We start from the raw sequence: 23,097 nt of genomic DNA on the forward strand, positions 1-23,097 counted from the left end.
TCTATCAGATCTTTCCGATCCGATTTCCTCGGTGCTTTCCAGGTTCTCGCTTCTGCGTTTCCGCTTCCGCGTTTCCCTTTCCGGCGGTTCCGACTTTATCAGAACTTCCGCGCCGGTTTGACCGGCCATCCGTTTCCGATTTCATCGGGAGGGGCTTCGTCGAAATCAATATTCCGAGAAGCGATAGGTTCTCAAAGTCACCGACCGGACCCTGTCCAGTCCAGGCAACTGTTTGAATCTACCTCCCCGCTCGCGCTGTGTCAACAGCTCTTGCGGGGCGAAGAGGACAGTAGCAGCTCAGCGGGCTCGTACGCACATCAGGCGGCGGTCGGCACGCTGGCGCTGCGCTCGTATGCCTCGACATCACCCGTTTCGCCCGCACGGGCGGCGCGGCCCCCGAGGACGTACACGTAGGCGAGAAAGGCCAGCTCAGCGACGACGCCGATGGTGATGCGGGCCCAGGTCGGCAGGCCTGAAGGGGTCACGAAGCCCTCGATGGCGCCGGCGATGAAGAGGACGAGGGCGAGGCCGATCGCCATCCCGATGGCGGCACGGCCCTCTTCGGCGAGAGCCCTGCGGCGGGTACGGGGGCCCGGGTCGATGAGGGTCCAGCCGAGGCGGAGGCCCGTGCCGGCGGCGACGAAGACGGCGGTCAGTTCGAGCAGGCCGTGCGGCAGGACGAGGCCGAGGAAGGTGTCGAGCCGGCCGGCCGAGGACATCAGACCGAAGCCGATGCCGAGGTTGAGCATGTTCTGGAAGAGGATCCAGATCACCGGCAGGCCCAGGAAGACGCCCATCACGAGGCAGAGGGCGGCGGCCTGGGCGTTGTTCGTCCAGACCTGTGCGGCGAAGGAGGCCGCCGGGTGGCTGGAGTAGTAGGTCTCGTACTGGCCGCCGGGGCGGGTCATCTCGCGCAGTTCGCTCGGGGCCGCGATCGAGGCCTGGACCTCGGGCGTGGTGCCGATCCACCAGCCGAGCAGGGCCGCGACGAGCGCGGACAGCAGGGCGGTGGGCACCCACCAGTGACGTGACCGGTAGACGGCTGCGGGGAACCCCTGGGTGAGGAACCGGGTGACATCGCGCCAGGAGGCGCGGCGGGTTCCTGTCACCGCTCCACGCGCGCGTGCCACCAGTTGACTGAGCCGGCCGGTCAGCTGGGGATCGGGGGCGCTCGACCGGATCAGCGACAGGTGGGTGGCGGTGCGCTGGTAGAGGACGACCAGCTCGTCCACCTCGGTGCCGGTGAGTCTGCGCCGGCGTCGGAGCAGGGCGTCCAGGCGATCCCACTCCGCGCGGTGGGTGGACACGAAGACGTCGAGGTCCATCGGTGTGCCTGCTCCTCGGCTGCTCGTCGGCTGCTCGTCGGGGACTCGTCGCTGGATGTCAGCTTGTCGTACTGCGGCGCGATGTGCCTCAGCTTGGCAGACTGGCGGTTCTCGGGGCAGGTCAGGGGAAGGGACGGCGGGGCGTGAGTGAGCTGGTGACGGGCGAGGCGGTGGCGCTGGAAGTCAGCCCCGCGAGGCTGCCCAGCAGGGCGCTGGCCGTGCTGCTCGATCTGGTCGTGGCCGTGGTGGTCTACATCGGCGTGTCGGTGGTGCTGGTGCTGACCACGTCGTCGCTGGACGACGCGGCGCGGACGGCGCTGTCCATGGCGGCCTTCGTGCTGGTGCTGGTGGGCGGGCCGATCGCGGTGGAGACGCTGAGCCATGGCCGCTCGCTCGGGAAGGCGGCGTGCGGGCTGCGGGTGGTGCGCGACGACGGCGGGCCGATCCGGTTCCGGCACGCGCTGGTGCGCGGGCTGATCGGCGTGATCGAGATTCTGCTGACGTTCGGCGTGGTCGCCTGTATCGCCTCGCTGGTGTCGGCGCGTGGGCGGCGGCTCGGGGACGTCTTCGGGGGGACTCTCGTCGTACGGGAGCGGGTGCCCGCGGCGCGGGCGGGGTTCGTGCCGCCGCCTCCGCCCTGGCTGGCCGGGCGGTTCTCGGGGCTCGACCTGTCGGCGGTGCCGGACGGGCTGTGGCTGGCCGTGCGCCAGTACCTGACGCGGATGCGGCAGCTGGATCCGCAGGTGGGCTGGGCCATGGCGGAACGTCTCGCCGCCGATGTCGCGGCGCGGACCGGGACGCCGGTGCCGCAGGGGATACCTCCGGCCGCCTATCTGGCAGCCGTGCTGCAGGAGCGGCAGGCGCGGGAGGTGCGGCGGGCGTACCGGAAGAGTGCCGCGGAGGCCGGGCGGCCGGCCGTGGGCTCGGCGTCCGGGACGCCCTACGGGCCGCCGGCCGCGTCGCACACGCCGTTCGCGCCCCCCGCTGAGATCGCGGCTCCGGTGCGGGCGGTGCCCTCGGCGCCGGGCGAGGGCACCGGGCCGGTGTCGCCGGGGCGGGCGTCGGACGACCCGCCGGCCACCGGGTTCGTGCCGCCGGCGTGAGTCAGCGGCGGCCGTCGGCCTGCCTCACTCGAACACGGACGGCGGGGTCTCCAGGTCCTCCAGCTCGATGCCGGGGGCCGCGAGCACCACGTCGCCGGCGATGTGCACGGCATGCTGCTCGCCCGTGTCCAGGGCTGTGACCTGGTATTCGTCCACGGTCAGAGGGCCGTTGTCAGTGCCGTGTGTTTCTCTCTTCACCAGGGCCCAGGACTGGTCGACGGTGCGGGGGGCGAGGACCGGGTCCGTGAAGGCGACCAGGCGTACGCGGGTGGCCGAGCCGGAGGGGGTGAGCCGCAGAAGACGGGCGGTGGCGATGAGGAAGGCGGGGGATGTGCCGGTGAAGGCGTGGGCGGGGACGTTGCCTTCCGTGGCGTGCGCCCCGGTGGGGTCGGTGCGGACCCAGGTGACGCCGTCGAGAGCGGCGCCGCGCACCTGCCAGCCGGCCGCGTGGAGTTCCAGGCGGATGGGACGGCCGAGGTCGTCGAGGGCCAGGTCGACCGAGCCGCGGTGATCGCCGGCGGGGGTCGTCAGCTGGGAGACGTAGCGCCAGCCGGACGGGCCGGGGGCGCAGTGGAAGTGCTCGTCCGCGAGGGGGGTGTGATCGTGCGGATCGTGGAGCGAATAACGGCCGCGGGGCATGGGGGTCCTGGGGTTCGACGAGCTGGTCGGGTGGTCCGGCCAAAGGGGCAGGCCCCCGGCACGGGGGTGCGGGGGCCTGCCTCGGGGGACCTGCTGCCGGGCGGCGCGCGGTGTGCGGCGCGCCGGCCGGCGGGCGGGGCCGTGACTCAGTAGCGGTAGTGGTCCGACTTGTACGGGCCCTCGACCTTCACGCCGATGTAGTCGGCCTGCTCGGGGCGGAGCGTGGTCAGCTTGACGCCGAGCGCGTCCAGGTGGAGGCGGGCGACCTTCTCGTCGAGGTGCTTGGGCAGCACGTAGACGTCGGTCGGGTACTCGTCCGGCTTGGTGAACAGCTCGATCTGGGCCAGGGTCTGGTCCGCGAAGGAGTTGGACATCACGAAGGACGGGTGACCGGTGGCGTTGCCCAGGTTCAGCAGGCGGCCCTCGGAGAGGACGATGATCACCTTGCCGTCGGGGAAGGTCCAGGTGTGGACCTGCGGCTTGACCTCGTCCTTGACGATGCCGGGGATCTTGGCGAGGCCGGCCATGTCGATCTCGTTGTCGAAGTGACCGATGTTGCCGACGATCGCCTGGTGCTTCATCTTGGCCATGTCCGAGGCCATGATGATGTCCTTGTTGCCCGTCGTGGTGACGAAGATGTCGGCCTTGTCGACGACCTCGTCGAGGGTCGTGACCTGGTAGCCGTCCATCGCCGCCTGGAGGGCGCAGATCGGGTCGATCTCGGTGATGATCACTCGGGCGCCCTGGCCGCGCAGGGACTCCGCGCAGCCCTTGCCCACGTCGCCGTAGCCGCAGACGACCGCGGTCTTGCCGCCGATCAGGGTGTCGGTGGCGCGGTTGATGCCGTCGATCAGGGAGTGGCGGCAGCCGTACTTGTTGTCGAACTTCGACTTGGTGACGGCGTCGTTCACGTTGATCGCCGGGAACAGGAGGGTGCCGTCGCGGTGCATCTCGTACAGGCGGTGGACGCCCGTGGTGGTCTCCTCGGTGACGCCGCGGATCTCGGACGCCAGCTGGGTCCACTTCTGCGGGGTCTCGGCGACCGTGCGGGTGAGCAGTTCGAGGATGACGCGGTGCTCGTCGGACTCGGCGGTGTCGGGCGAGGGGACCTTGCCGTCCTTCTCGTACTCGACGCCCTTGTGGACGAGGAGGGTGGCGTCGCCGCCGTCGTCCAGGATCATGTTCGGGCCGCCGGTGGGGGTGTTCGGCCAGGTCAGCGCCTGCTCCGTGCACCACCAGTACTCCTCCAGGGTCTCGCCCTTCCAGGCGAAGACCGGGACGCCCTGCGGGTTGTCGGGCGTGCCGTTCGGGCCGACGGCGATGGCGGCGGCCGCGTGGTCCTGGGTGGAGAAGATGTTGCAGGAGGCCCAGCGGACCTGGGCGCCGAGCGCGACCAGGGTCTCGATGAGGACCGCGGTCTGCACGGTCATGTGCAGGGAGCCGGTGACGCGGGCGCCCTTGAGCGGCTGGGCCTCGGCGTATTCCTTGCGGATCGCCATCAGGCCCGGCATCTCGTGCTCGGCGAGGGTGATCTCCTTGCGGCCGAAGGCGGCCAGGGAGAGGTCGGCGACCTTGAAGTCCTGTCGGTTGTCGACAGTCGTCATTACGAGCTGCTCCTCGGAGGTTGGGTCGAGGTGGGTACGGCTGGTCTGCGCGGCGGCGGACACCGGGGTGCCCGGAAGAGGACACAGGCATGCCCGCGTACGCGCAGCGCAGTCCGTCGGAGGCCCTCTCTCCCTCGGTCGGTCCGCGGTGGGACCGCCCGACCGCCATCAGCAGCGACGTCTGGCTCCGTCCCAAGCTACACCGGTCGGCGCGTGTGCCCCCAGTCCACGGGTGAACACGTCGCGCCGATCACAGGACGTCGACGAGGTGGCGCACCGCCTCTTCGGCGACAGGCAGCCGCGCGGCAGGCCGCGGGTGGTCGCTAGCCTCGGCGCCGCGGATGTTCCGCGTGGGGAGGGAGTCGCGGGGTGGACGGGATACGTCTGATGAGGGTGGTGGCCTGGCTGGTCGGGGTCGTGGGCGTGGCGCTGATGGTCACGTCGCTGGTCTTCCTGCATCAGGGCTACAAGCTGGTCGGCGTGCGGGGCGACAGCATGACGCCCACCTACGGCGTCGGCGAGTCCGTCGTCGTCGAGCGGATCGACGCGGACGAGGTGCGGCGGGGCGATGTGGTGCTGTACGCGGCGCCGGACCGCTACCCGTACGGGTCGCAGGTGATCCAGCGGGTGATCGGCGTGGGCGGTGACCGGGTGGTGTGCTGCGCCGGGGCGGGTGGCGCGAACGAGCGGCTGGTGCGCAACGGGACGCCGCTCGCCGAGACGTATCTGCGGGACGGTGTCGCGGACGGGCTGCACCGGCCGTACGACGTGCGGGTGCCGCAGGGGCGGCTGTTCGTGCTCGGGGACCACCGGTTCAACGCGCGGGACTCGCGGTCCTTCGCCGACGACCACGGCGGCACGGTTCCGGCCGAGGCGGTCGTGGGCCGGGTGACCGACGACTATGTGGCGCCGGTGCTGCTGGCGCTCGCCCTGCTGCTCGGGGTGCTGCTGCTGGCCGGGGCGGTCGTGCTCGCGGTCGCGGCGCGGAACGTGCGGCGGCGGCCGTCGATGATCACGCAGCTGTGGCCGGACCAGTTCTGAGCACCGGTACGACGACGGGGCCCCGCTGCTGGAAGCGGGGCCCCGTCGTCGTATCGGATCAGGGGGTTCAGTGGCCGGCGTCGTGGGGCGTCGGGCCACCCGGGGTGGCCTCCGGGTCGGGGCCCTTGGCGGCCTCGGTCTCGCTGAAGATGTCGGGCTCGAGGTAGATGACGCGGGCGATCGGGACGGCTTCGCGGATGCGGGCCTCGGCGGCGTCGATGGCCGAGGCGATCTCGGCGGCCGTGTCGTCGTGCCGGACCGCGATCTTGGCGGCGACCAGCAGCTCCTCGGGGCCGAGGTGCAGCGTGCGCATGTGGATGATGCGGGTGACGACGGCGCCGTCGACGAGGGCGGCCTCGATCCTGCGGGTCTCCTCGGTGCCCGCCGACTCGCCGAGCAGCAGCGACTTGGTCTCGGCGGCCAGGACGAGGGCGATCGCGATGAGCAGCACGCCGATGCAGAGGGTGCCGATGCCGTCCCACAGGCCGTCGCCGGTGAGCAGGGCCAGGCCGACGCCGCCGAGGGCGAGGATCAGGCCGACGAGCGCGCCGAGGTCCTCCAGCAGCACGACCGGCAGCTCGGGGGCCTTGGCGTGGCGGACGAACTCCTTCCAGGACTTGCGTCCGCGCAGGGCGTTGGACTCCTTGATGGCGGTGCGGAAGGAGAACGACTCCGCGATGATCGCGAAGACCAGGACGCCGACCGGCCAGTACCAGTGCTCGATCTCGTGCGGGTGCTTGATCTTCTCGTAGCCCTCGTAGATGGCGAACATGCCGCCGACGGAGAAGAGGACGATCGAGACGAGGAAGGCGTAGACGTAGCGCTCGCGGCCGTAGCCGAACGGGTGCTGCGGGGTGGCCTCGCGCTGGGCCCGCTTGCCGCCGAGGAGGAGCAGGCCCTGGTTGCCGGAGTCGGCGAGGGAGTGCACGGACTCGGCGAGCATCGAGGACGAGCCGCTGAAGAGGAACGCCACAAACTTCGATACCGCGATCGCGAGGTTGGCGGCGAGTGCCGCCACGATCGCCTTGGTGCCGCCTGACGCGCTCATGTGTTCGCGTTGTCCCTTCGTGCGTACGCCGCTGCCGGGCTTTGCCCGTCCTTGACGGTGGGCCATTGTTGCAGTACCCGGGCGGGCGCCGTACCAGGCCGCCCTCACGCGGCCTTTGTCGTCCGATCAGGCGACGACCGTCGCCCGGAAAACCGTTCCGGAGCCGGACACTTCGGCCTTTTCGCCGGCCGGGACGAAGACGGACCGCCCGGGGCGCAGTTCGTGCTCCCCGGCGCGTACGACGCCGGCCGTGCAGAGCAGGATCTGCGGGGTCGGGCGGGTGAGGTCGTGGCTCGCGCCGCCCGGCGGGAGCGTGAACCGGGAGAGCCGGAACTCGTCGATCGGGGTCTCGTAGACCTCCTCGCCGTCGGGGGAGGCCTCCGGGCGGAGCACACCCGGGTCGTTGGGCTGGAAGCGGACCACGCGCAGGAGTTCGGGGACGTCGACGTGCTTGGGGGTGAGGCCGCAGCGCAGCACGTTGTCGGAGTTGGCCATGATCTCGACGCCGAGGCCGCTCAGATACGCGTGCGGGATGCCGGCGCCGAGGAACAGGGCCTCGCCGGGCTGGAGTCGGACATGGTTCAGCAGCATCGCGGCGATGACGCCCGGGTCGCCCGGGTAGTGGTGGGCGATGTCGGCGTAGGGCGCGTAGGCGCCGCCGAGGCGGGTGCAGGCGGCGGTGGCCTCGGCGACCGTGCGGGCCATCTCCTCGCGGTCGGCGGTGAGAACGGCGGTCAGCACCTCGCGCAGCGCCGCCTCCTCGGGGTGGGCGTGCAGCAGGTCGACGTACGGCTTGAGGGAGTCGACGCCCAGTCCGGCCAGGAGGTCGGCGGTCCGCGCCGGGTCACGGAAACCGCACAGGCCGTCGAACTCGGTGAGCGCGCAGATCAGTTCGGGCTTGTGGTTGGCGTCCTTGTAGTTGCGGTGCGGGGCGTCGATCGGGACGCCGCGGCGCTCCTCGTCCTCGTAGCCCTCCTTCGCCTGGGCGAGGTCGGGGTGCACCTGGAGGGAGAGGGGCGCGCCGGCGGCGAGGAGCTTGAGCAGGAAGGGCAGCCGGGGGCCGAACTTGTCGACGGCGGGCCGTCCCAGCTCCCGCTCCGGGTCGGCGGCGACGACCTCGACCAGCGTGCCGCGCGGGGTGCGCGAGGGGGCGCCGGGGTGGGCGCCCATCCACATCTCCGCCTGGGGTTCACCGGTCGGTTCGACGCCGAGCAGCTGTGGGATCGCGGTGGTCGAGCCCCAGGCGTAGGGGCGGACGGTGTTGTCGAGGGGATCCATCGGGCTGTGGTTCCTTCTGCCGGGTTCTGTGCGTGCGGCGGCGGTGCCTACGCCCGTCGCGTTCTCCTGGGCAAGGTCAGGCCCTCGAGGCGAGCGCCAGGTAAACGGCGGCGAAATCCGTGATGGCGATCAGTTCCGCCAGGGACTCCACTTCGCCGCCGGCCTCCGGCTCCAGCTCGCTGATCGGCGTGTCGTGGCTCAGGGCCAGGTCACGGGCGGCGGGGGCGGCGGTGAGGCCGCCGATCGGGCGGTCCCGGAGCAGGACCACGCGCGCGTGCAGCGCGGGCGGCTCCTCCACGCGGTCGCGGAAGAAGTCGTCGGGGTCGGCGCTGGCGGCCAGCGGGCCGGCGAGGAGGGCGCTGTGCGCGGCGAGCGCCTCCGGCAGTTCGGCGACGAGCGCGGGGCGGCCGGACAGCTCGGCGAGCGCGGCGGCGAAGCGGCGGCCGGCCGGACCGGCGGAGGTGCCCTCGGTCCAGATCACCGGGAGGGCGTCGGCCAGCTCGGCGGCGAGGGTCTTGGCGGGGTTGCTGTACGCGGCGATGGCCGGGCCGCAGCGCTCCGCGACGAGGTCGAGGCGGTCGGCGACCTTCTCCAGGGAGTCGGCCGGGGCGCCGAGCAGGCCGACGCGGTCCAGGAGCGCGATGAGTGGCGTCAGCAGGGCCCACAGGACGCCGGGGGCGGAGGCGGCGAGGGGCTCGTCCTCCTCGTAGTGGGTGGTGGCCATCGGTACGAAGAGGCCGTGGGCGCCGGCGACGGCGTCGGCGATCGGGGTGCCGGCCGGGGCCACGGCGGCGACCGTGCAGCCGCGGCGGTAGGCCTGCTCGGCGAGCAGCGAGAGGCCGGGTTCGGTGCCGTCCGGGGTGGCGATCAGCAGCAGGTCGACCGAGCCGGCCCAGCCGGGCAGCTCCCAGCGCAGTGCGCCGGCCGCCGGGGCCACGCCGGTCGGGGCGAGCCGGGTCACCGGGCTGCCGGGTCCGGCGAGCGTGCCGAGGAGATCGGCGGTGTGGGTGGCGGCGGCGCCCGGGCCCGCGATGAGGACCGCTCGGGGGCGTCCGTCGGGCTTCAGTTCGCCGATGCCGGCCTCCGCGGCGTGCCGGACCGCGGTGCGGACGCGGGCGCCCGCCTCGGCGGCGCCGCGCAGCAGGCCGCGGTGGTCGGCCTCGGCCAGTGCCTCGGGATTGTCGAGCAGCGATTCGTCGAGCATGGGCGGGCAGCCTCCGAACGCCGGGTGGTTGTGCGGGTCGCCTGTATGCGGTTGCTCTGCTGTTGTGCGCGGCGCCGGCCGGGGGCCGGGTCGCCGAGGGGGCGCCGGGGCGGGCGCCCGGGTGTCACGCCGGGCGGCGGGCCTCGTCGACGAGGAGGACGGGGATGCCGTCGCGGACGGGGTACGCCAGGCCGCAGTCCTGGCCGGTGCAGATCAGCTCGGTGTCCTGCTCCTTGAGGGGAGCGTGGCAGGCCGGGCAGGCGAGGATCTCCAGGAGGCCGGCTTCGAGCGGCATGGGGGTTCCCTTCGGGGTGGGTGCTTCGCGGGGTGAAGGCCTGGTACCCGGCGGTGCGGCCGGTATGGCGCGTGTGCGGATGTGCCTGGTCAGCGTACCGCCGTGGGGGGTGGTGTGGCGGGGTTGGGCACCAGGCGCCACCGGACACGGCGGGACGGTGCGGGCGGGGCGGGCCGAGCGGGACGATGCGGACGGGCGGGGCGGCCGGGGCGGGGGCGGGGCTGACCGCGCGGGTTCAGCCGCGTCCGAGGAGTCCTCCGCGCGCCCGTCCCGGCCGGCCCGTCGCCTCGCCGGGCGACGGGCCGGGCCACGGCTCAGCCGCGGATGATCGACAGCGCCTCGTCGCGGATCTTGGCCATGGTGGCCTCGTCCCGGGCCTCCGCGTTCAGGCGGAGCAGCGGTTCAGTGTTGGAGGGGCGGACGTTGAACCACCAGTCCTCGGCGGTGACGGTGAGGCCGTCGAGCTCGTCGAGGGTGACGCCCTCCTGGGACTCGTACGCCGTCTTCAGCGCGGCGAGGCGGCCCGCCTGGTCGTCGACGGTGGAGTTGATCTCGCCCGAGCCGGCGTAGCGGTCGTACTGGGCGACCAGGCCGGACAGCGGGCCCTCCTGGCCGCCGAGGGCCGCCAGGACGTGCAGCGCGGCCAGCATGCCGGTGTCGGCGTTCCAGAAGTCGCGGAAGTAGTAGTGCGCGGAGTGCTCGCCGCCGAAGATCGCGCCGGTCCTCGCCATCTCGGCCTTGATGAAGGAGTGGCCGACGCGGGTGCGGACCGGGGTGCCGCCGTTCTCCCTGACGACCTCCGGGACCGACCAGGAGGTGATCAGGTTGTGGATGACCGTGCCCGTGCCGCCGTTCCTGGCGAGCTCGCGGGAGGCGACCAGGGCGGTGATCGCGGACGGCGAGACCGGGTCGCCGTTCTCGTCGACCACGAAGCAGCGGTCGGCGTCGCCGTCGAAGGCGATGCCGAGGTCGGCGCCCTCCTCGCGGACCCGCTGCTGGAGGTCGACGATGTTGGCCGGGTCCAGCGGGTTGGCCTCGTGGTTCGGGAAGGTGCCGTCCAGCTCGAAGTACATCGGTACGAGGCTGAGGGGCAGGCCGGAGAAGACCGTCGGGACCGTGTGGCCGCCCATGCCGTTGCCCGCGTCGACGACGACCTTGAGCGGGCGGATGGAGGTCAGGTCGACGAGGGAGCGGAGGTGGGCCGCGTAGTCGTCGAGGGTCTCGCGCTGGGAGATGGCGCCCGTGGTGGCGGCCGGCTCGGGGGCGCCCGACTCGCTCCAGCGCTCGACGAGTTCGCGGATGTCGGCGAGGCCGGTGTCCTGGCCGACCGGGGCCGCGCCCGCGCGGCACATCTTGATGCCGTTGTACTGGGCCGGGTTGTGCGAGGCCGTGAACATCGCGCCGGGCAGATTCAGTGCGCCCGAGGCGTAGTACAGCTGGTCGGTGGAGCACAGGCCGATCTCGGTGACGTCGACGCCCTGGGCCGCGGCGCCGCGCGCGAAGGCGCGGGACAGGCCGGGCGACGAGGGACGCATGTCATGTCCGATCACGATCGCGCTCGCGCCCGTCACCCGCACGAAGGCTGCTCCGAAGAGCTCGGCCAGTGACTCGTCCCACTGGTCCGGGACCACCCCGCGGACGTCGTACGCCTTCACGAGCTGTGACAGATCAGCAGCCACGGCCAACCCTCCTGGAAGTCCTGTAGGTCACCACAAACTACCCGTCTACCCTCACTTTCCGCTGTGCGGTCCGACGAGCGGGCACCAGCGGGGTCCGGGAGGGCGAACCGGGCGGCGGTGAAAGGGGTACGGAAAGCCAGGAAGGGTGTCTGACGGTCCGCCAGGGTCCGCAGCAAGGCCGCTCGGGTCGGCGGAGGATGTGAAGAGCCGCGCGGACCGGCTCAGTTGGCGGGCGGCGAGGCGAGCGGGCGGTTCAGTTGTCGGGCGATCGCAGGACCCGCAGATGGCCGCGGCGCGCGACCTCCATCGGGTCCGCCGCCCGGCCGCCGCCGGCCTGCGCCGCGCGCTCCTGCGGGCGGGCGGCCTCGCGCACCGCGTTGGCGAGGGCTTCCAGGTCGTCGCCGCTCGGGCGGGCCGGAGCCGAGCCGTCGAGCAGCCGGACGACTTCCCAGCCGCGCGGGGCGGTCAGGCGCTCGGAGTGCTCGGCGCACAGGTCGTAGCAGTGGGGTTCGGCGTAGGTGGCGAGCGGGCCGAGGACCGCGGTCGAGTCGGCGTAGACGTACGTCAGCGTCGCGACGGCGGGTCGGCCGCAGGCGGTGCGCGAACAGCGACGTACAGGGCTCACGACGTTGGACGGTACCGCACTCTTGAGCGGGCCGCGACGACTCTGCACCAGGTCACCCCACCGTGTCGTGTTGTGAAACGCCCCACACGGCGCTTCCGGCACACCCCGCTGACCTGCGGGGACCTTCACACTCGGACGCTCGGACGGCGACGGACCCGGTCACCAGTCGGTACAAACGCCGTCATTTGTCTCGTGATCGTCGGTCTCGGAGAGATACGGAATCGAGCCCAACCTTGGCCGGAATGGTCATCCGGCGACAGGGCACCCCTGAGGACTACCCTTCACCAGTGATGGACAACCGAGTACCGCCCCGAGCCGCCGGCCCCGGGCCCCGCCGTCGTGACCGGCACGGCCGGGGCATGCGCGGCCCGATCGCGCCGCCGCAGGTTCCGCTCGCCGCGAGCCGTGCCGATGTCTTCGCGGACCTGGTGCAGGACTCCGTGGAGCGCCTGGAACGACGGTGGCCGCAGCTCGCCGACATCGATTTCCTGGTCCTCGAGGTGCCGCGGCTGGACGGTCCGGGGCTGGTCTGGAACGACGAGGCGGTGCCGCTCGGCGGGACGGTCCCGGCGCGGGAGGGTCGGCCCGCGCGGGTCGTCGTCTACCGGCGGCCGGTCGAGATCCGCACCAAGGGGCGGGACGAGCGGGCGGCGCTGGTGCACGAGATCGTCGTGGAGCAGGTCGCCGAGCTGCTGGGGCTCACGCCGGAGACCGTGGATCCGCGGTACGGCGAGGACTGAGCGCCGCGGGCCCCTCGCCCCGACCCTCAGCCCTCAGCCCTCAGCCTTTAGCCCCCGGCTTCGGCCCGCCGTGCGCTACTTCTGCAGCGCCGCTGCGCTACTTCTGCAGCACCGACAGGTCCTGCTCCGCCTCCGGCACCGCCACCGTGCCCCGGTCGTCCGGGAGCGTCTGGACGGTGAACGCCGGGACGCCGTCCTGGTTCACCGAGAGGGTGCGGGCGGCGTACACCGGGCCGCCGGAGACGGGTTCCACCGTCAGGGCGTAGCTGCCCTTCAGGCCGCTCGGCACCGGTACCTCGACGTCCTGTGTCGTACCGGACTTGATCGTGTACGTCTGGGTGGCGGCCGTGCCGCCCTCGCTTCCCGCCGACGCGGTGACCTTGACCTTCGCGGTCTCGCCGGGCGCGGTCAGGGACAGCGTCGTCCCCTTCGCGCCGTTGCCCACCGCGCTCGCGCGTGTGCCGACCGCGCCGGTCGCCGGGATGAACGCCGTCTCCTGTGCGGCGCCCTTGCCGCGCAGCACGCGCACGGCCGCCACCACCGGCACCTCCTGGCCGGTGGGCGTGAGCACCAGGGAGCCGGCCTCGCCGCGGGTGATCTCGCCGAGGTCGACCGCGGTCGTCATGCCTGCCTTGACGTGCAGGGTCTCGCTGCCGGCCGGGGTGATCAGGCCGGTCGGGGAGGCGAGCCGCACCTTCAGGTCGGCGTCCGCGTCGCCGGGTGAGAACACCACCAGCCGCACGGCGGTGGCGTCCTTGGGGATGCCCGGCAGCACCAGGCTCCCGGCCGGGTCCGTGGACGCCGTGAGCCAGTCGCCGCCGAGTTCGGCGTCGAGGGCCTGCACGGCCGCTCCGACCCGTCCGCTGCGCACGGTGACGTGCACGGTGAGGTTGGTCTGCTTCTCGGCGGTCAGCGTGGACAGCAGGATCGGGTCGGTGGAGTGCGGGGCGACGGTCATGCCCTCGCCCGCCGTGGACTCCAGCAGGCCCTCCTTGCCGTACAGCTCTATGTCGACGACGGCGGCGGAGTCGTCGGGGTTGGTCAGGTGCAGATAGTCCGTGCGCCCCTCCCCCGTGCCGGCGCCCGGGAACCAGAACTCGGTGTCCGGGGTGGCGCAGTTGACACCCTGGAGGCCTCGGCCGGTCCCGGCGGTGACCTCGGTGGTCTGCTGCATGGTCCAGCCCGGCGCGTACCGGCCCTCGGCGGTGCCGATCAGCGCGGGCGACTCGGCGCCGGAGGCTTCTCCCGCGGCCGGTCTGCCGGGCTCGGCGGGCTTGAGGACGGCCTTCCCGGCCGCGACCGCCTTGTCCTCGGCGGCCTTGTCCTCTCCTGCCGCGTCCTCCGTCGCCTCGTCCTCGGTCGCCTTGTCCTCGGTCGCCGTGTCCTCGTCCGCCTGGTCCGAGCCGCTCTTGCCGTCCTCCGTCGACTCGCGCAGCGCGGCGCGCAGTTCGGCCTTCCCGTCGCTGCCCGTGCCCTGGGTGACGGGTGTGAAGGAGGCGTACGACGTCTCGGCAAGGTCGGAGGAGCTGGGCGCCGGGCACGCCAGGCTGGTGCGCTCGACGGGCAGTTGAGCGGCGGTCTTCGCGGGGTCGGCGCCGGACGCGTCGGGGGCGGTGAGCGAGGCGATCCCGGTGACGGCGGCGAGCGCGGTCGCCCCGGCGATCAGGGACAGGGTCGTGCGGTTCACTGCTGGCTCCCGTCGGAACGCTCACTGCCGTGCGGCTGCTGCTGCGCCGGGTCGTACGGCGCCTCGTAGCCCGCCTGGTACGTCGTCTGGTCGTACGTCTGCTCGTACGTCCCCGGCTGGGCCGCCGGGCCGCCGTAGGCGTACGGGTCGTACTGGCCGCCCTGGTACGGGTCCGCCTGGTAGCCCTGCCCGTACTCGCCGCCGTACTGATGGCCGGCGCCCTGGTACTGGTCGGCGCCGTAGGACTCGTACTCGGCGGCCGCGGGGGTCGCCGGCTCCCAGTCGCCGTAGGACTGCTGCTGCGGTACCGGCACCGGGGTGTCCTCCGGCGGCGCCGGGACGGTTCCGGTGCCGGCGGCCTCGGCCTCCGCCTCGGCCTGGGCACGCAGCCGGCGCGCCCGGCGGCCCTCGCCCTCGGTGGCCTGCGCCGGGACGGGGGCTTCCTCGGGCAGGTCGTCGTCGATGTCGCGGCGGCGGCCGGGCAGGGCGAGGACGACGAGGACGACGGCGAGGGCGCCCTGGGCCCACAGCCACGCGGTGTGGGTGACCGGGTCGTCGTAGGTGACGTCCAGGCGGCCGCCGGAGGAGGGCAGTTCGAAGCCCTGGGCCCAGCCGTCGACCGTGGTGCGGGTGAGCGGCTTGCCGTCGAGGGTGGCGGTCCAGCCCTCGTCGGCGGCGTCGGCGAGGCGCAGCACGCGGCCCTCGGTGCCCTGCGGCACCTCGGTGTGGATCTCGACCGGTCCGGCCGCGACGGGCCGCGGGTCGCCGGAGCCGGAGGCCGCGACGATCGCCGCGCGGGAGACCTCGCGGTCGACGCGCCACAGCGCGCTGCCGTCCCGCTGGCTGAGCCGCATCAGGCCGGGTGTGGTGTCCAGGACCCGGCTGACCTCGCGGGGCGCGCCCTTGAGGACCAGCACGTACCGCACGGCGAAGGCGCCGAGCTGGTCGGCCTGGTCGGCGCCGGAGCCGGCGACGAGGTTGGCGACGACCTTGCCGAGCCGGTCGTTCTGTCCCTGCGCGGCGGCCAGTTCGGCGTCGCCGAGGCGGGCGCCGGAGCCGCGGACCAGGGTGTAGCCGACATGGGCGGTGGAGTCGCTGTCGAGGACGAGGGTGCGGGCCTGGTCGCGGGTGCCGCTCTCCTCGGCGACGAAGGCGGGCACCTGCACCGGGTCGCGGCGCTCCAGCGGCCCGTCGGCGCCGCCGATCATCCAGCCGGCGGCGACGAGCAGCGGGCCCGCGGCGGAGGCGAAGGCGATCAGCGCGGCGACGGGCTGGCGCCAGCCGAAGCTCTGCTCGGCGACGCGGGCGCGGGCTCCGTCGGCGCCGAGGACGGCGGCGGCGAGGAGGGCGAGGCCGTAGACGAGGGTGGCGGGGCCGGCCCAGGCGGAGCCGTTGGACAGCACCGCGAAGACCAGGCCGACCAGCGCGACCGTCCAGGCCGTCCAGATGCCGGCCTGGCGTTCGGAGCGCAGCAGGGCGGCGAGGGCGGCGAGCACGATGCCGATCAGCATCAGTCCGCTGACCGTGCCGGGCCCACCGGGGCTGGCGCCGAGCAGGTCGAGCGCGGTGGCGGAGGAGGCGCCGTACTCCAGGCCGGCCTCCTGGAAGAAGCCGAACGGCAGCAGGGACAGCGACCAGGGGGCGAGGACCAGCAGGGGGGTGCCGAGCTGGGCCAGGAAGCGCGGGCCGTAGGCGGTGATGTCGCCGCGGCGGACGGCCAGCAGGCCGATGCCGAGGACCAGGGCCACCGGCCACACGATCGGTGTGAACGCGGTGGTGATCGTCAGCAGCAGCGCGTACGCCCAGGTGGCGCGCCAGCTGCCGCGGGCGCCGGAGCCGGCCGTGAGGCCGGCGGCGGCGATGCCCGCGCGGGCGAGCAGCGGCAGCAGCACGGCGAGGACGGCGGTGCCGATGCGGCCGCCGGCGAGGGCGCCCGCGGTGGCGGGCAGGAAGGCGTAGGCGACGGCCGCCCAGGCGCGCAGCAGCCGGGACTCGACGAGCGGCCGGGAGGCGAAGTAGGCGGTGAGCCCGGCCAGCGGCACCGAGCAGACGAGCAGGACGGTGACGGCGAGTCCGGTGGAGCCGAACAGCACGGACGCCAGCATCGCGACGAAGGCGAGGTAGGGCGGTGCGGAGGGGGTGCCGCCGGCGCCGACCGGATGCCAGGCGTCCAGGTACCGGGACCACAGCTCGCCGGAGTCGGCCGGGGCGGGCAGTAGCGCGCCGCCCGCGAGGGCGCCGCCGCCGAGGAGCTGGCGGCAGGCGGCCAGCGAGACGAGCAGCAGCACCAGGAAGAGCATCGGCGCGGGGTTGCGGGCGATGCGCTTGAGGCGGGCGAACTGCTCGATCTCCATGAAGTCGGCGTCGTCGCCGCCGGGCCCGGACTCGATGGCGCCGCCGTGCCGGCCCGCGCCGGAGGCGGTCTCGGAGTCGGAGCGGCCGCCGACGTTGCCGGCGACCTGTTCGACGGTGGCCCGCACGGTCGCGCCGGGCGGCGGGAACAGGGCGCGCAGTTCGGCCTTGTCGGCCTGCGGCTTGCCGCGCCGGCGGCGGCCCGCGACGATCCGCTCGGGCCGCAGCAGCACGCTCAGCAGACCGCGGATCTCGTCGACGGCCTGGCCGGGCACCTTGCCGACGAGGTAGGCGAGGGTCCGCAGGAGGGTGCCGAGGACCAGCCGCAGCAGCACCCAGGGCAGCGCGGCCGTGCGGGTGTTGACGAGCAGGGTGTAGACGGCGCCGGCCTTGTCGACCTTGTGCGGGGAGGCGGTGGTGCGGCCGGCGCAGTCGACGGTGCGGCGCTCGCGGGAGGCGGCCTCGGCGTGTCGTACGACCGCCTCGGGGGCGACGAGGACGCGGTGGCCGGCGGCGTGGGCGCGCCAGCACAGGTCGACGTCGTCGCGCATCAGGGGCAGCCGGCGGTCGAAGCCGCCGAGCTGTTCGAAGACGTCGCGCCGGACCAGCATGCCGGCGGTGGACACGGACAGCACGGACCGGACGTGGTCGTGCTGGCCCTGGTCCTGTTCGCGGCGGTCCAGGCCGGTCCAGCGGCGGCCGGAGTTGGCGATGGAGACGCCGACCTCCAGCAGCTGCCGCTTGTCGTACCAGCCGCGCAGCTTGGGGCCGACGACGGCCACGTCGTCGCGGCCCAGCTCCAGTTCGTTGTCCACGACCCGCAGCAGCTGGGCCAGGGCGTCCGGTTCGGGGGCGCAGTCATCGTGCAGCAGCCACAGCCACTGGACGGGTTCGCCGTGCGGCAGCTCGGGCATGTCGTAGGCGTCGTCGCGCCAGCTGCGGGTGACGGGGTCCCAGCCGCTGGGCCGCTTGAGGTACGGCAGTTCCTCGGGGGTGAGGTACGGGGCCGTGCGGTGGGCCTCCTCGACGGCCTGGCCGAAGCCGGTGCGCCGGGCCAGGTGCAGCACGCGGTCGGCACCGAGGGCGTCGGTGACCAGCTGGGCGGAGTCGTCGGCGCTGCCGGTGTCGGCGGCCATGACGAACTGCACCGGGCGCTCCTGGCCGAGCAGCCCGGTGAGCGCGTCGGGCAGCCAGCGGGCGCCGTCGTGCGCGACGAGGACCGCCGTCACCACGTGACGCGGGAACTCGGGCGCGCGGGTCGGGTCAAACGCTGCGGTGGCAGTGGCGTCTTGGCCGACTGCCGTGTGGCTGTGCACGGACATCGAGGTACGGGCCCCGGTTCGGTGGACTGCGGTGGACGCCTGTGCCCTGAGGGGGCAGCGGGGCGTCTCGGACGAGCGACCACACTATCGGCTGGGCATGACGACGGCCCGCCGCCTGTGGACAACCCACCCGCGACGGGCCGTTCGCACCCTCTGTCCGCTTGTGCACGGGGGACGTGCGGTCAGACGGCCGCCTTCTTCAGTCTGCGGCGCTCGCGCTCGGACAGGCCGCCCCAGATGCCGAAGCGTTCGTCGTTGGCGAGGGCGTACTCGAGGCATTCGGAGCGGACCTCGCAGGCCAGGCAGACCTTCTTGGCCTCTCTGGTGGAGCCGCCCTTCTCGGGAAAGAAGGACTCGGGGTCGGTCTGGGCGCACAGCGCGCGCTCCTGCCAGCCGAGTTCCTCGTCCGCGTCGTCGACCAGCAGTTGCTGCACCAGCTCGGTCATGTGCGCCCCTCGTCTGTTCTTTCCGCGTCCCCGTGATGTAGCCGTTACCGATTTCGGCTGAACGACACGAGTGAAATTACAAGTGTGCTGCTCCGGGCGAGTCAAGCCGAGATCTGCTATTGGGCCCCTTATTCACTCTGCGGAACCAAGGCCATGCGGAAAGTGTTCAAATCGCCATAAACCTTGACAGCCGGAGAGGGCCCACGCGGGTCCCCGACTTCGCACACACCTGTACGGAGAAGGACGCCCGTAGGTTCGATCTCGTTCCGGCACGCGCTCCGAAGCGAACCGGATCACAGTCGGATCACGGGATCGCCACGAGGCTTGTGCCCCCGGATGTGCGCCATGTGTCCCGGCCGGCGGGTGAACAAACCTTTCACCTGACAGATCGCCCGGATGAGGTGAAACATGTCCCACATATCGGGCGTCGAGTTGACAGTGCAGGTGTGAACCGCTGTGCTTGTGGGCATGCTCGCGAACTTGGCATCCACCTCGACCCGCACCGCCGGGTCCCACGGTGCTGCCCGCGCTCGCTGTAGCTGTTGCTGTCCCAGCTGTTGAGCCCATCGCGCTCCAGCTGCCCCTGAGTCCACCGGGACTCGGCTGCCGTATCCCGCGCCCGTACCTGGGCAGACCCTCCCGCTCGCGACCCGGGCGGACGGTACGCGACACCCAGCCCCCCACTCTCCGCTCTCCCGCGAGGAACCACCGCACCCCATGAACAGCGACAGCGACCTGCAGATCGCCGGCGACATCCTCGAAGTACCGCACCTGCTCCAGGCCCCGCGCGAGCATCCGGCCACCGTCGCCGAGTTCGTCGGCCTGGCCCGCTCCATCGCCGCCGACCGCTCCCAGTGGGAGCACCTGGTGCGCTACGACGCCACCTCCCGCTGGTACCACCGGCTGCGCACGGGACCCGGCTACGAGGTCTGGCTGCTGTCCTGGGTGCCCGGTCAGGGCAGCGGACTGCACGACCACGGCCCCTCCTCCGGAGTGCTGACCGTCCTGGAGGGCACGCTGACCGAGCGCACCGCGCGGGGCACGCGCGGGCTGTCGGCCGGCGAGGAGCGGGTCTTCGCGCCGGGCTACGCGCACGAGGTCGTCAACGACACCCTGGAGCCCGCCGTCAGCCTGCACATCTACCACCCGGGCCTGACCGAGATGCCGATGCACGACTCCGCCCGCTGCGCGGCGGCCGCGCCGGTGGTCTGACCCGGCGCCGGTCCCACCGGCTCGCCCGACCGCCCGACACGCTGTCACACCCGCCTGCCAGACTTGGCCCATGCGCATTGTGGTTCTGGCAGGCGGCATCGGCGGTGCCCGGTTCCTGCGCGGTCTGAAGCAGACCGCGCCCGACGCGGAGATCACCGTCATCGGCAACACCGGGGACGACATCCACCTCTTCGGGCTGAAGGTCTGCCCGGACCTCGACACGGTGATGTACACGCTCGGCGGCGGTATCAACGAGGAGCAGGGCTGGGGGCGAGCCGACGAGACCTTCCATCTGAAGGAGGAGCTGGCGGCGTACGGCGTCGGACCGGAGTGGTTCGGCCTCGGCGACCGGGACTTCGCCACGCACATCGTGCGGACACAGATGATGGGCGCCGGGTTCCCGCTCAGCGCGGTGACCGAGGCACTGTGCGACCGCTGGAAGCCCGGCGTGCGCCTCATCCCCATGACCGACGACCGCGTCGAGACCCATGTCGCGGTCGATGTCGACGGCGAGCGCAAGGCGATCCACTTCCAGGAGTACTGGGTGCGGCTGCGGGCCTCCGTCCCCGCCGAGGCGATCGTGCCCGTCGGCGCGGAGCAGGCGAAGCCGGCACCCGGCGTCCTGGAGGCGATCGCCGAGGCCGACGTCGTCCTCTTCCCGCCCTCCAACCCCGTCGTCTCCGTCGGCACGATCCTCGCCGTGCCCGGCATCCGCGAGGCGATCGCCGAGGCAGGGGTGCCGGTGGTGGGCCTGTCCCCGATCGTCGGGGACGCGCCGGTGCGCGGGATGGCCGACAAGGTGCTCGCCGCGGTCGGCGTGGAGACCACCGCCGCCGCGGTGGCCGAGCACTACGGCTCGGGGCTGCTCGACGGCTGGCTGGTCGACACCGTCGACGCGGACTCCGTCGCGCGCGTGGAGGCGGCCGGCATCCGCTGCCGGGCCGTCCCGTTGATGATGACCGACCTCGACGCGACCGCCCGGATGGCCCGCGAGGCGCTGGCGCTGGCCGAGGAGGTGCGGGGGGCGTGAGCGGCGAGCAGCCCGGCGCGTCCGGCCCGGCCGCGGACGGCGCCCCCGCCTACCGCGTCTGGGCGGTGCCCGGCATCCCCGAGGTCGCGGCCGGGGACGACGTGGCCAAGCTGATCGCGGCGGCCGAACCGGGGCTGGCCGACGGGGACGTCGTGCTGGTCACGTCCAAGATCGTGTCCAAGGCGGAGGGCCGGATCGTCGAGGCGGCGGACCGGGAGTCCGCGATCGACGCCGAGACGGTCCGGGTGGTGGCCCGGCGCGGCACCCTGCGCATCGTCGAGAACCGGCAGGGCCTGGTGATGGCCGCCGCCGGGGTCGACGCCTCCAACACCCCGGCCGGGACGGTCCTGCTGCTGCCCGAGGACCCGGACGCCTCCGCGCGGGCGATCCGCGACGGGCTGCGCGACGCCCTCGGCGTCGAGGTCGGCGTCGTCGTCACCGACACCTTCGGCCGCCCCTGGCGCTCCGGGCTCACCGATGTCGCGATCGGCGCCGCCGGTGTGCGCGTCCTGGACGATCTGCGCGGCGGCACCGACGCGTACGGCAATCCGCTCAGCGCCACCGTGGTCGCCACCGCCGACGAGCTCGCCGCCGCCGGCGACCTGGTCAAGGGCAAGGCCGCCGGGCTGCCCGTAGCCGTGGTGCGCGGGCTGGCGCACGTGGTGGCCGGGCGGGACGGCCGGGGCGGAGCGGACGAACACGGCGAGCAGGGCGCCAGGGCGCTGGTGCGCGGCGCGCGGGACGACATGTTCCGGCTGGGCACCTCGGAGGCGGTGCGGGAGGCGGTCACCCAGCGCCGTACCGTCCGGGCCTTCGGCGACCAGCCCGTCGACCCGGGCGCGGTGCGTCGCGCGGTGGCCGCGGCCGTGACGGCACCGGCGCCGCACCACACCACACCGTGGCGGTTCGTGCTGCTGGAGTCGCAGGCCTCGCGCACCCGGCTCCTCGACGCGATGCGCGAGGCATGGATCGCGGACCTGCGCCGGGACGGCAGGAGCGAGGAGTCGATCGCCAAGCGGGTGCGGCGCGGCGACGTGCTGCGCAACGCGCCGTACCTGGTCGTGCCGTGCCTGGTCATGGACGGCTCGCACACGTACGGGGACGCGCGGCGCGACGGCGCCGAGCGGGAGATGTTCGTGGTCGCCGCCGGGGCCGGGGTGCAGAACTTCCTGGTCGCGCTGGCCGGGGAGCGGCTCGGGTCGGCGTGGGTGTCCTCGACGATGTTCTGCCGGGACGTCGTGCGGGAGGTGCTGGAGCTGCCGCGGGACTGGGATCCGATGGGCGCGGTGGCCGTCGGGCATCCCGCGGAGGAGCCGGGACCGCGGGCGGATCGGGACGCGGGGGCGTTCATCGAGGTGCGATGACCGTACTCTCGTAGAGCCCCTTCTTCTCCGCTCTCCCGCTCTCCCCTAGGACCTCACCCGTGGCAGGACGTTTCGCCCCCCGGCCCACGCGTACGACCGTGCGCGGCGGGCAGGTACCCGTGTCCGGCGGGGTGCCGCGGCCGGCGGCGGGGCCGGGACGGGTGCGGATCCACGTGCCCGAGGGGCCGCTGGACCTCGGGCTGGTGCTCGGGCCGCTCCGGCGCGGCCCCGGCGACCCCACGTTCCGGGCCGCGCCGGACGGTTCCGTGTGGCGGACCAGCCGGACACCGGCCGGACCGGGAACGCTGCGGGTCGCCGCGCGCGGCGCCGAGGTGTGCGGGGAGGCGTGGGGTCCGGGGGCGGAGTGGCTGCTCGACCGGCTGCCGGAGCTGCTGGGGGCGGCGGACGATCCGTCGGCCTTCACCCCCCGGCACCGGCTGGTGGCGATGACGCGGCATCGGCGGCCGGGACTGCGGCTGACGCGGACCGGGCTGGTGATGGAGTCGCTGATTCCGTCGATCCTGGAGCAGAAGGTCACGACCGACGAGGCGTACCGGGCGTGGCGGCTGCTCGTGCGGAAGTTCGGCGAGCCGGCGCCGGGGCCGGTGCCCGGCGGCATGTGTGTGGTGCCGGAGCCGCGGACCTGGGCGCTGATCCCCTCGTGGGAATGGCATCGGGCCGGGGTCGACGACAAGCGGGCCTCGACGATCCTGCGGGCCGTACGGGTCGCCGCTCGGCTGGAGCAGGCGGTGCGGATGGACCCGGTCGCGGCGCGGGCCCGGCTGGAGCTCGTGCCGGGCATCGGGCCGTGGACGTCCGCGGAGACCGTGCAGCGCAGTCATGGGGCGGCGGACGAGGTGACCGTCGGCGATGTGCATCTGCCCGGCATCGTCGGGTGGGCGCTGGCCGGCGACCGGGACGCGGACGACGAGATCATGCTGCGGCTGCTGGAGCCGTACGCCGGGCAGCGGCACCGGGCCGCCCGGCTGATCCTGCTGAGCGGGCGGACGCCGGCGCGGAGGGTTCCGAAGATGCCGGTGTGGGACATCGGGCGGTTGTAGGGAAGGGCGGGGGCGCACGAGAAGCCCCGCCCCCGGCCCGTC

At 73.3% G+C, this 23,097-nt stretch carries 19 protein-coding genes; 7 read left to right on the forward strand and 12 right to left on the reverse strand.

Features of this window, described 5'->3' with window-relative positions; translation table 11 throughout:
• Positions 1 to 317: 317 nt before the first annotated feature.
• Complete coding sequence (locus ABT232_RS36340; protein ID WP_351848515.1) at positions 318 to 1,325, reverse strand: stage II sporulation protein M; 1,008 nt, start codon at positions 1,323 to 1,325, stop codon at positions 318 to 320.
• A 143-nt stretch (positions 1,326 to 1,468) separates the two neighbouring features.
• Between ABT232_RS36340 and ABT232_RS36345 the strand changes: the two genes are divergently transcribed.
• Positions 1,469 to 2,428 carry an RDD family protein gene (locus ABT232_RS36345; RefSeq protein ID WP_351848518.1) on the forward strand — a complete coding sequence of 320 codons (960 nt, stop codon included), beginning with the start codon at positions 1,469 to 1,471 and terminating at the stop codon, positions 2,426 to 2,428.
• A 24-nt stretch (positions 2,429 to 2,452) separates the two neighbouring features.
• Here the strand turns inward: ABT232_RS36345 and ABT232_RS36350 are convergent, their stop codons facing one another.
• Together ABT232_RS36350 and ahcY are read right to left on the reverse strand one after the other, a co-directional pair.
• Positions 2,453 to 3,067: a hypothetical protein gene (locus ABT232_RS36350; protein WP_351848520.1), complete on the reverse strand. Its 615-nt coding sequence runs from the start codon at positions 3,065 to 3,067 to the stop codon at positions 2,453 to 2,455.
• Positions 3,068 to 3,213: 146 nt separating this feature from the next.
• The gene (gene ahcY / locus ABT232_RS36355; RefSeq protein WP_351848523.1) at positions 3,214 to 4,671 is read right to left on the reverse strand and encodes an adenosylhomocysteinase; all 1,458 of its coding nucleotides are present in this window, start codon (positions 4,669 to 4,671) and stop codon (positions 3,214 to 3,216) included.
• A 369-nt stretch (positions 4,672 to 5,040) separates the two neighbouring features.
• On the opposite strand from ahcY, the gene lepB reads away from it, so the two are divergent.
• A complete protein-coding gene (gene lepB, locus ABT232_RS36360; protein WP_351848526.1) occupies positions 5,041 to 5,712 on the forward strand; it encodes a signal peptidase I in 672 nt (223 codons plus the stop codon).
• Positions 5,713 to 5,779: 67 nt separating this feature from the next.
• Here the strand turns inward: lepB and ABT232_RS36365 are convergent, their stop codons facing one another.
• The 6 genes from ABT232_RS36365 to ABT232_RS36390 all read right to left on the reverse strand — a co-directional run bounded on the left by ABT232_RS36365 (position 5,780) and on the right by ABT232_RS36390 (position 11,889).
• The gene (locus ABT232_RS36365; RefSeq protein WP_351848529.1) at positions 5,780 to 6,760 is read right to left on the reverse strand and encodes a cation diffusion facilitator family transporter; all 981 of its coding nucleotides are present in this window, start codon (positions 6,758 to 6,760) and stop codon (positions 5,780 to 5,782) included.
• 126 nt (positions 6,761 to 6,886) lie between these two features.
• The gene (manA, locus tag ABT232_RS36370) at positions 6,887 to 8,038 is read right to left on the reverse strand and encodes a mannose-6-phosphate isomerase, class I (RefSeq protein WP_351848532.1); all 1,152 of its coding nucleotides are present in this window, start codon (positions 8,036 to 8,038) and stop codon (positions 6,887 to 6,889) included.
• Positions 8,039 to 8,114: 76 nt separating this feature from the next.
• Entirely contained in the window at positions 8,115 to 9,242 is a 1,128-nt protein-coding gene (locus ABT232_RS36375) for an SIS domain-containing protein (protein WP_351848535.1), read from the reverse strand.
• A 124-nt stretch (positions 9,243 to 9,366) separates the two neighbouring features.
• A complete protein-coding gene (locus ABT232_RS36380; RefSeq protein ID WP_007382472.1) occupies positions 9,367 to 9,537 on the reverse strand; it encodes a Trm112 family protein in 171 nt (56 codons plus the stop codon).
• Between the two features lie 314 nt (positions 9,538 to 9,851).
• Entirely contained in the window at positions 9,852 to 11,216 is a 1,365-nt protein-coding gene (locus ABT232_RS36385; RefSeq protein ID WP_351848537.1) for a phosphomannomutase/phosphoglucomutase, read from the reverse strand.
• Positions 11,217 to 11,469: 253 nt separating this feature from the next.
• Positions 11,470 to 11,889: a DUF3499 domain-containing protein gene (locus ABT232_RS36390; protein WP_351848540.1), complete on the reverse strand. Its 420-nt coding sequence runs from the start codon at positions 11,887 to 11,889 to the stop codon at positions 11,470 to 11,472.
• 242 nt (positions 11,890 to 12,131) lie between these two features.
• On the opposite strand from ABT232_RS36390, the gene ABT232_RS36395 reads away from it, so the two are divergent.
• Positions 12,132 to 12,581: a metallopeptidase family protein gene (locus ABT232_RS36395; RefSeq protein ID WP_351848581.1), complete on the forward strand. Its 450-nt coding sequence runs from the start codon at positions 12,132 to 12,134 to the stop codon at positions 12,579 to 12,581.
• Between the two features lie 97 nt (positions 12,582 to 12,678).
• Here ABT232_RS36395 and ABT232_RS36400 read toward each other — a convergent pair whose 3' ends face one another.
• The 3 genes from ABT232_RS36400 to ABT232_RS36410 form a co-directional block, all read right to left on the reverse strand.
• Positions 12,679 to 14,268 carry a DUF5719 family protein gene (locus tag ABT232_RS36400; protein ID WP_351848542.1) on the reverse strand — a complete coding sequence of 530 codons (1,590 nt, stop codon included), beginning with the start codon at positions 14,266 to 14,268 and terminating at the stop codon, positions 12,679 to 12,681.
• Positions 14,265 to 17,942 (reverse strand): glycosyltransferase, encoded by a 3,678-nt coding sequence (locus ABT232_RS36405; RefSeq protein WP_351848545.1) that lies wholly within the window; start codon positions 17,940 to 17,942, stop codon positions 14,265 to 14,267. The genes ABT232_RS36400 and ABT232_RS36405 overlap by 4 nt, the downstream gene beginning before the upstream one ends.
• Before the next feature lie 182 nt (positions 17,943 to 18,124).
• Positions 18,125 to 18,388 carry a WhiB family transcriptional regulator gene (locus tag ABT232_RS36410; protein WP_003975777.1) on the reverse strand — a complete coding sequence of 88 codons (264 nt, stop codon included), beginning with the start codon at positions 18,386 to 18,388 and terminating at the stop codon, positions 18,125 to 18,127.
• Between the two features lie 717 nt (positions 18,389 to 19,105).
• Here ABT232_RS36410 and ABT232_RS36415 point away from each other — a divergent pair.
• From ABT232_RS36415 to ABT232_RS36430, 4 genes are all read left to right on the forward strand, one after another.
• On the forward strand, positions 19,106 to 19,600 hold the full coding sequence (locus ABT232_RS36415; protein WP_351848547.1) for a cysteine dioxygenase: 495 nt from the start codon (positions 19,106 to 19,108) through the stop codon (positions 19,598 to 19,600).
• Positions 19,601 to 19,670: 70 nt separating this feature from the next.
• Positions 19,671 to 20,630, forward strand: a complete 960-nt coding sequence (gene cofD, locus ABT232_RS36420; protein WP_351848550.1) for a 2-phospho-L-lactate transferase — start codon at positions 19,671 to 19,673, stop codon at positions 20,628 to 20,630.
• Entirely contained in the window at positions 20,627 to 21,994 is a 1,368-nt protein-coding gene (locus ABT232_RS36425; protein ID WP_351848552.1) for a coenzyme F420-0:L-glutamate ligase, read from the forward strand. The genes cofD and ABT232_RS36425 overlap by 4 nt, the downstream gene beginning before the upstream one ends.
• 59 nt (positions 21,995 to 22,053) lie before the next feature.
• Positions 22,054 to 23,055, forward strand: a complete 1,002-nt coding sequence (locus ABT232_RS36430; RefSeq protein ID WP_351848554.1) for a DNA-3-methyladenine glycosylase family protein — start codon at positions 22,054 to 22,056, stop codon at positions 23,053 to 23,055.
• Positions 23,056 to 23,097: the final 42 nt, after the last annotated feature.

The sequence above is a fragment of the Streptomyces sp. NPDC001532 genome (assembly GCF_040298625.1).
Taxonomy (GTDB): domain Bacteria; phylum Actinomycetota; class Actinomycetes; order Streptomycetales; family Streptomycetaceae; genus Streptomyces.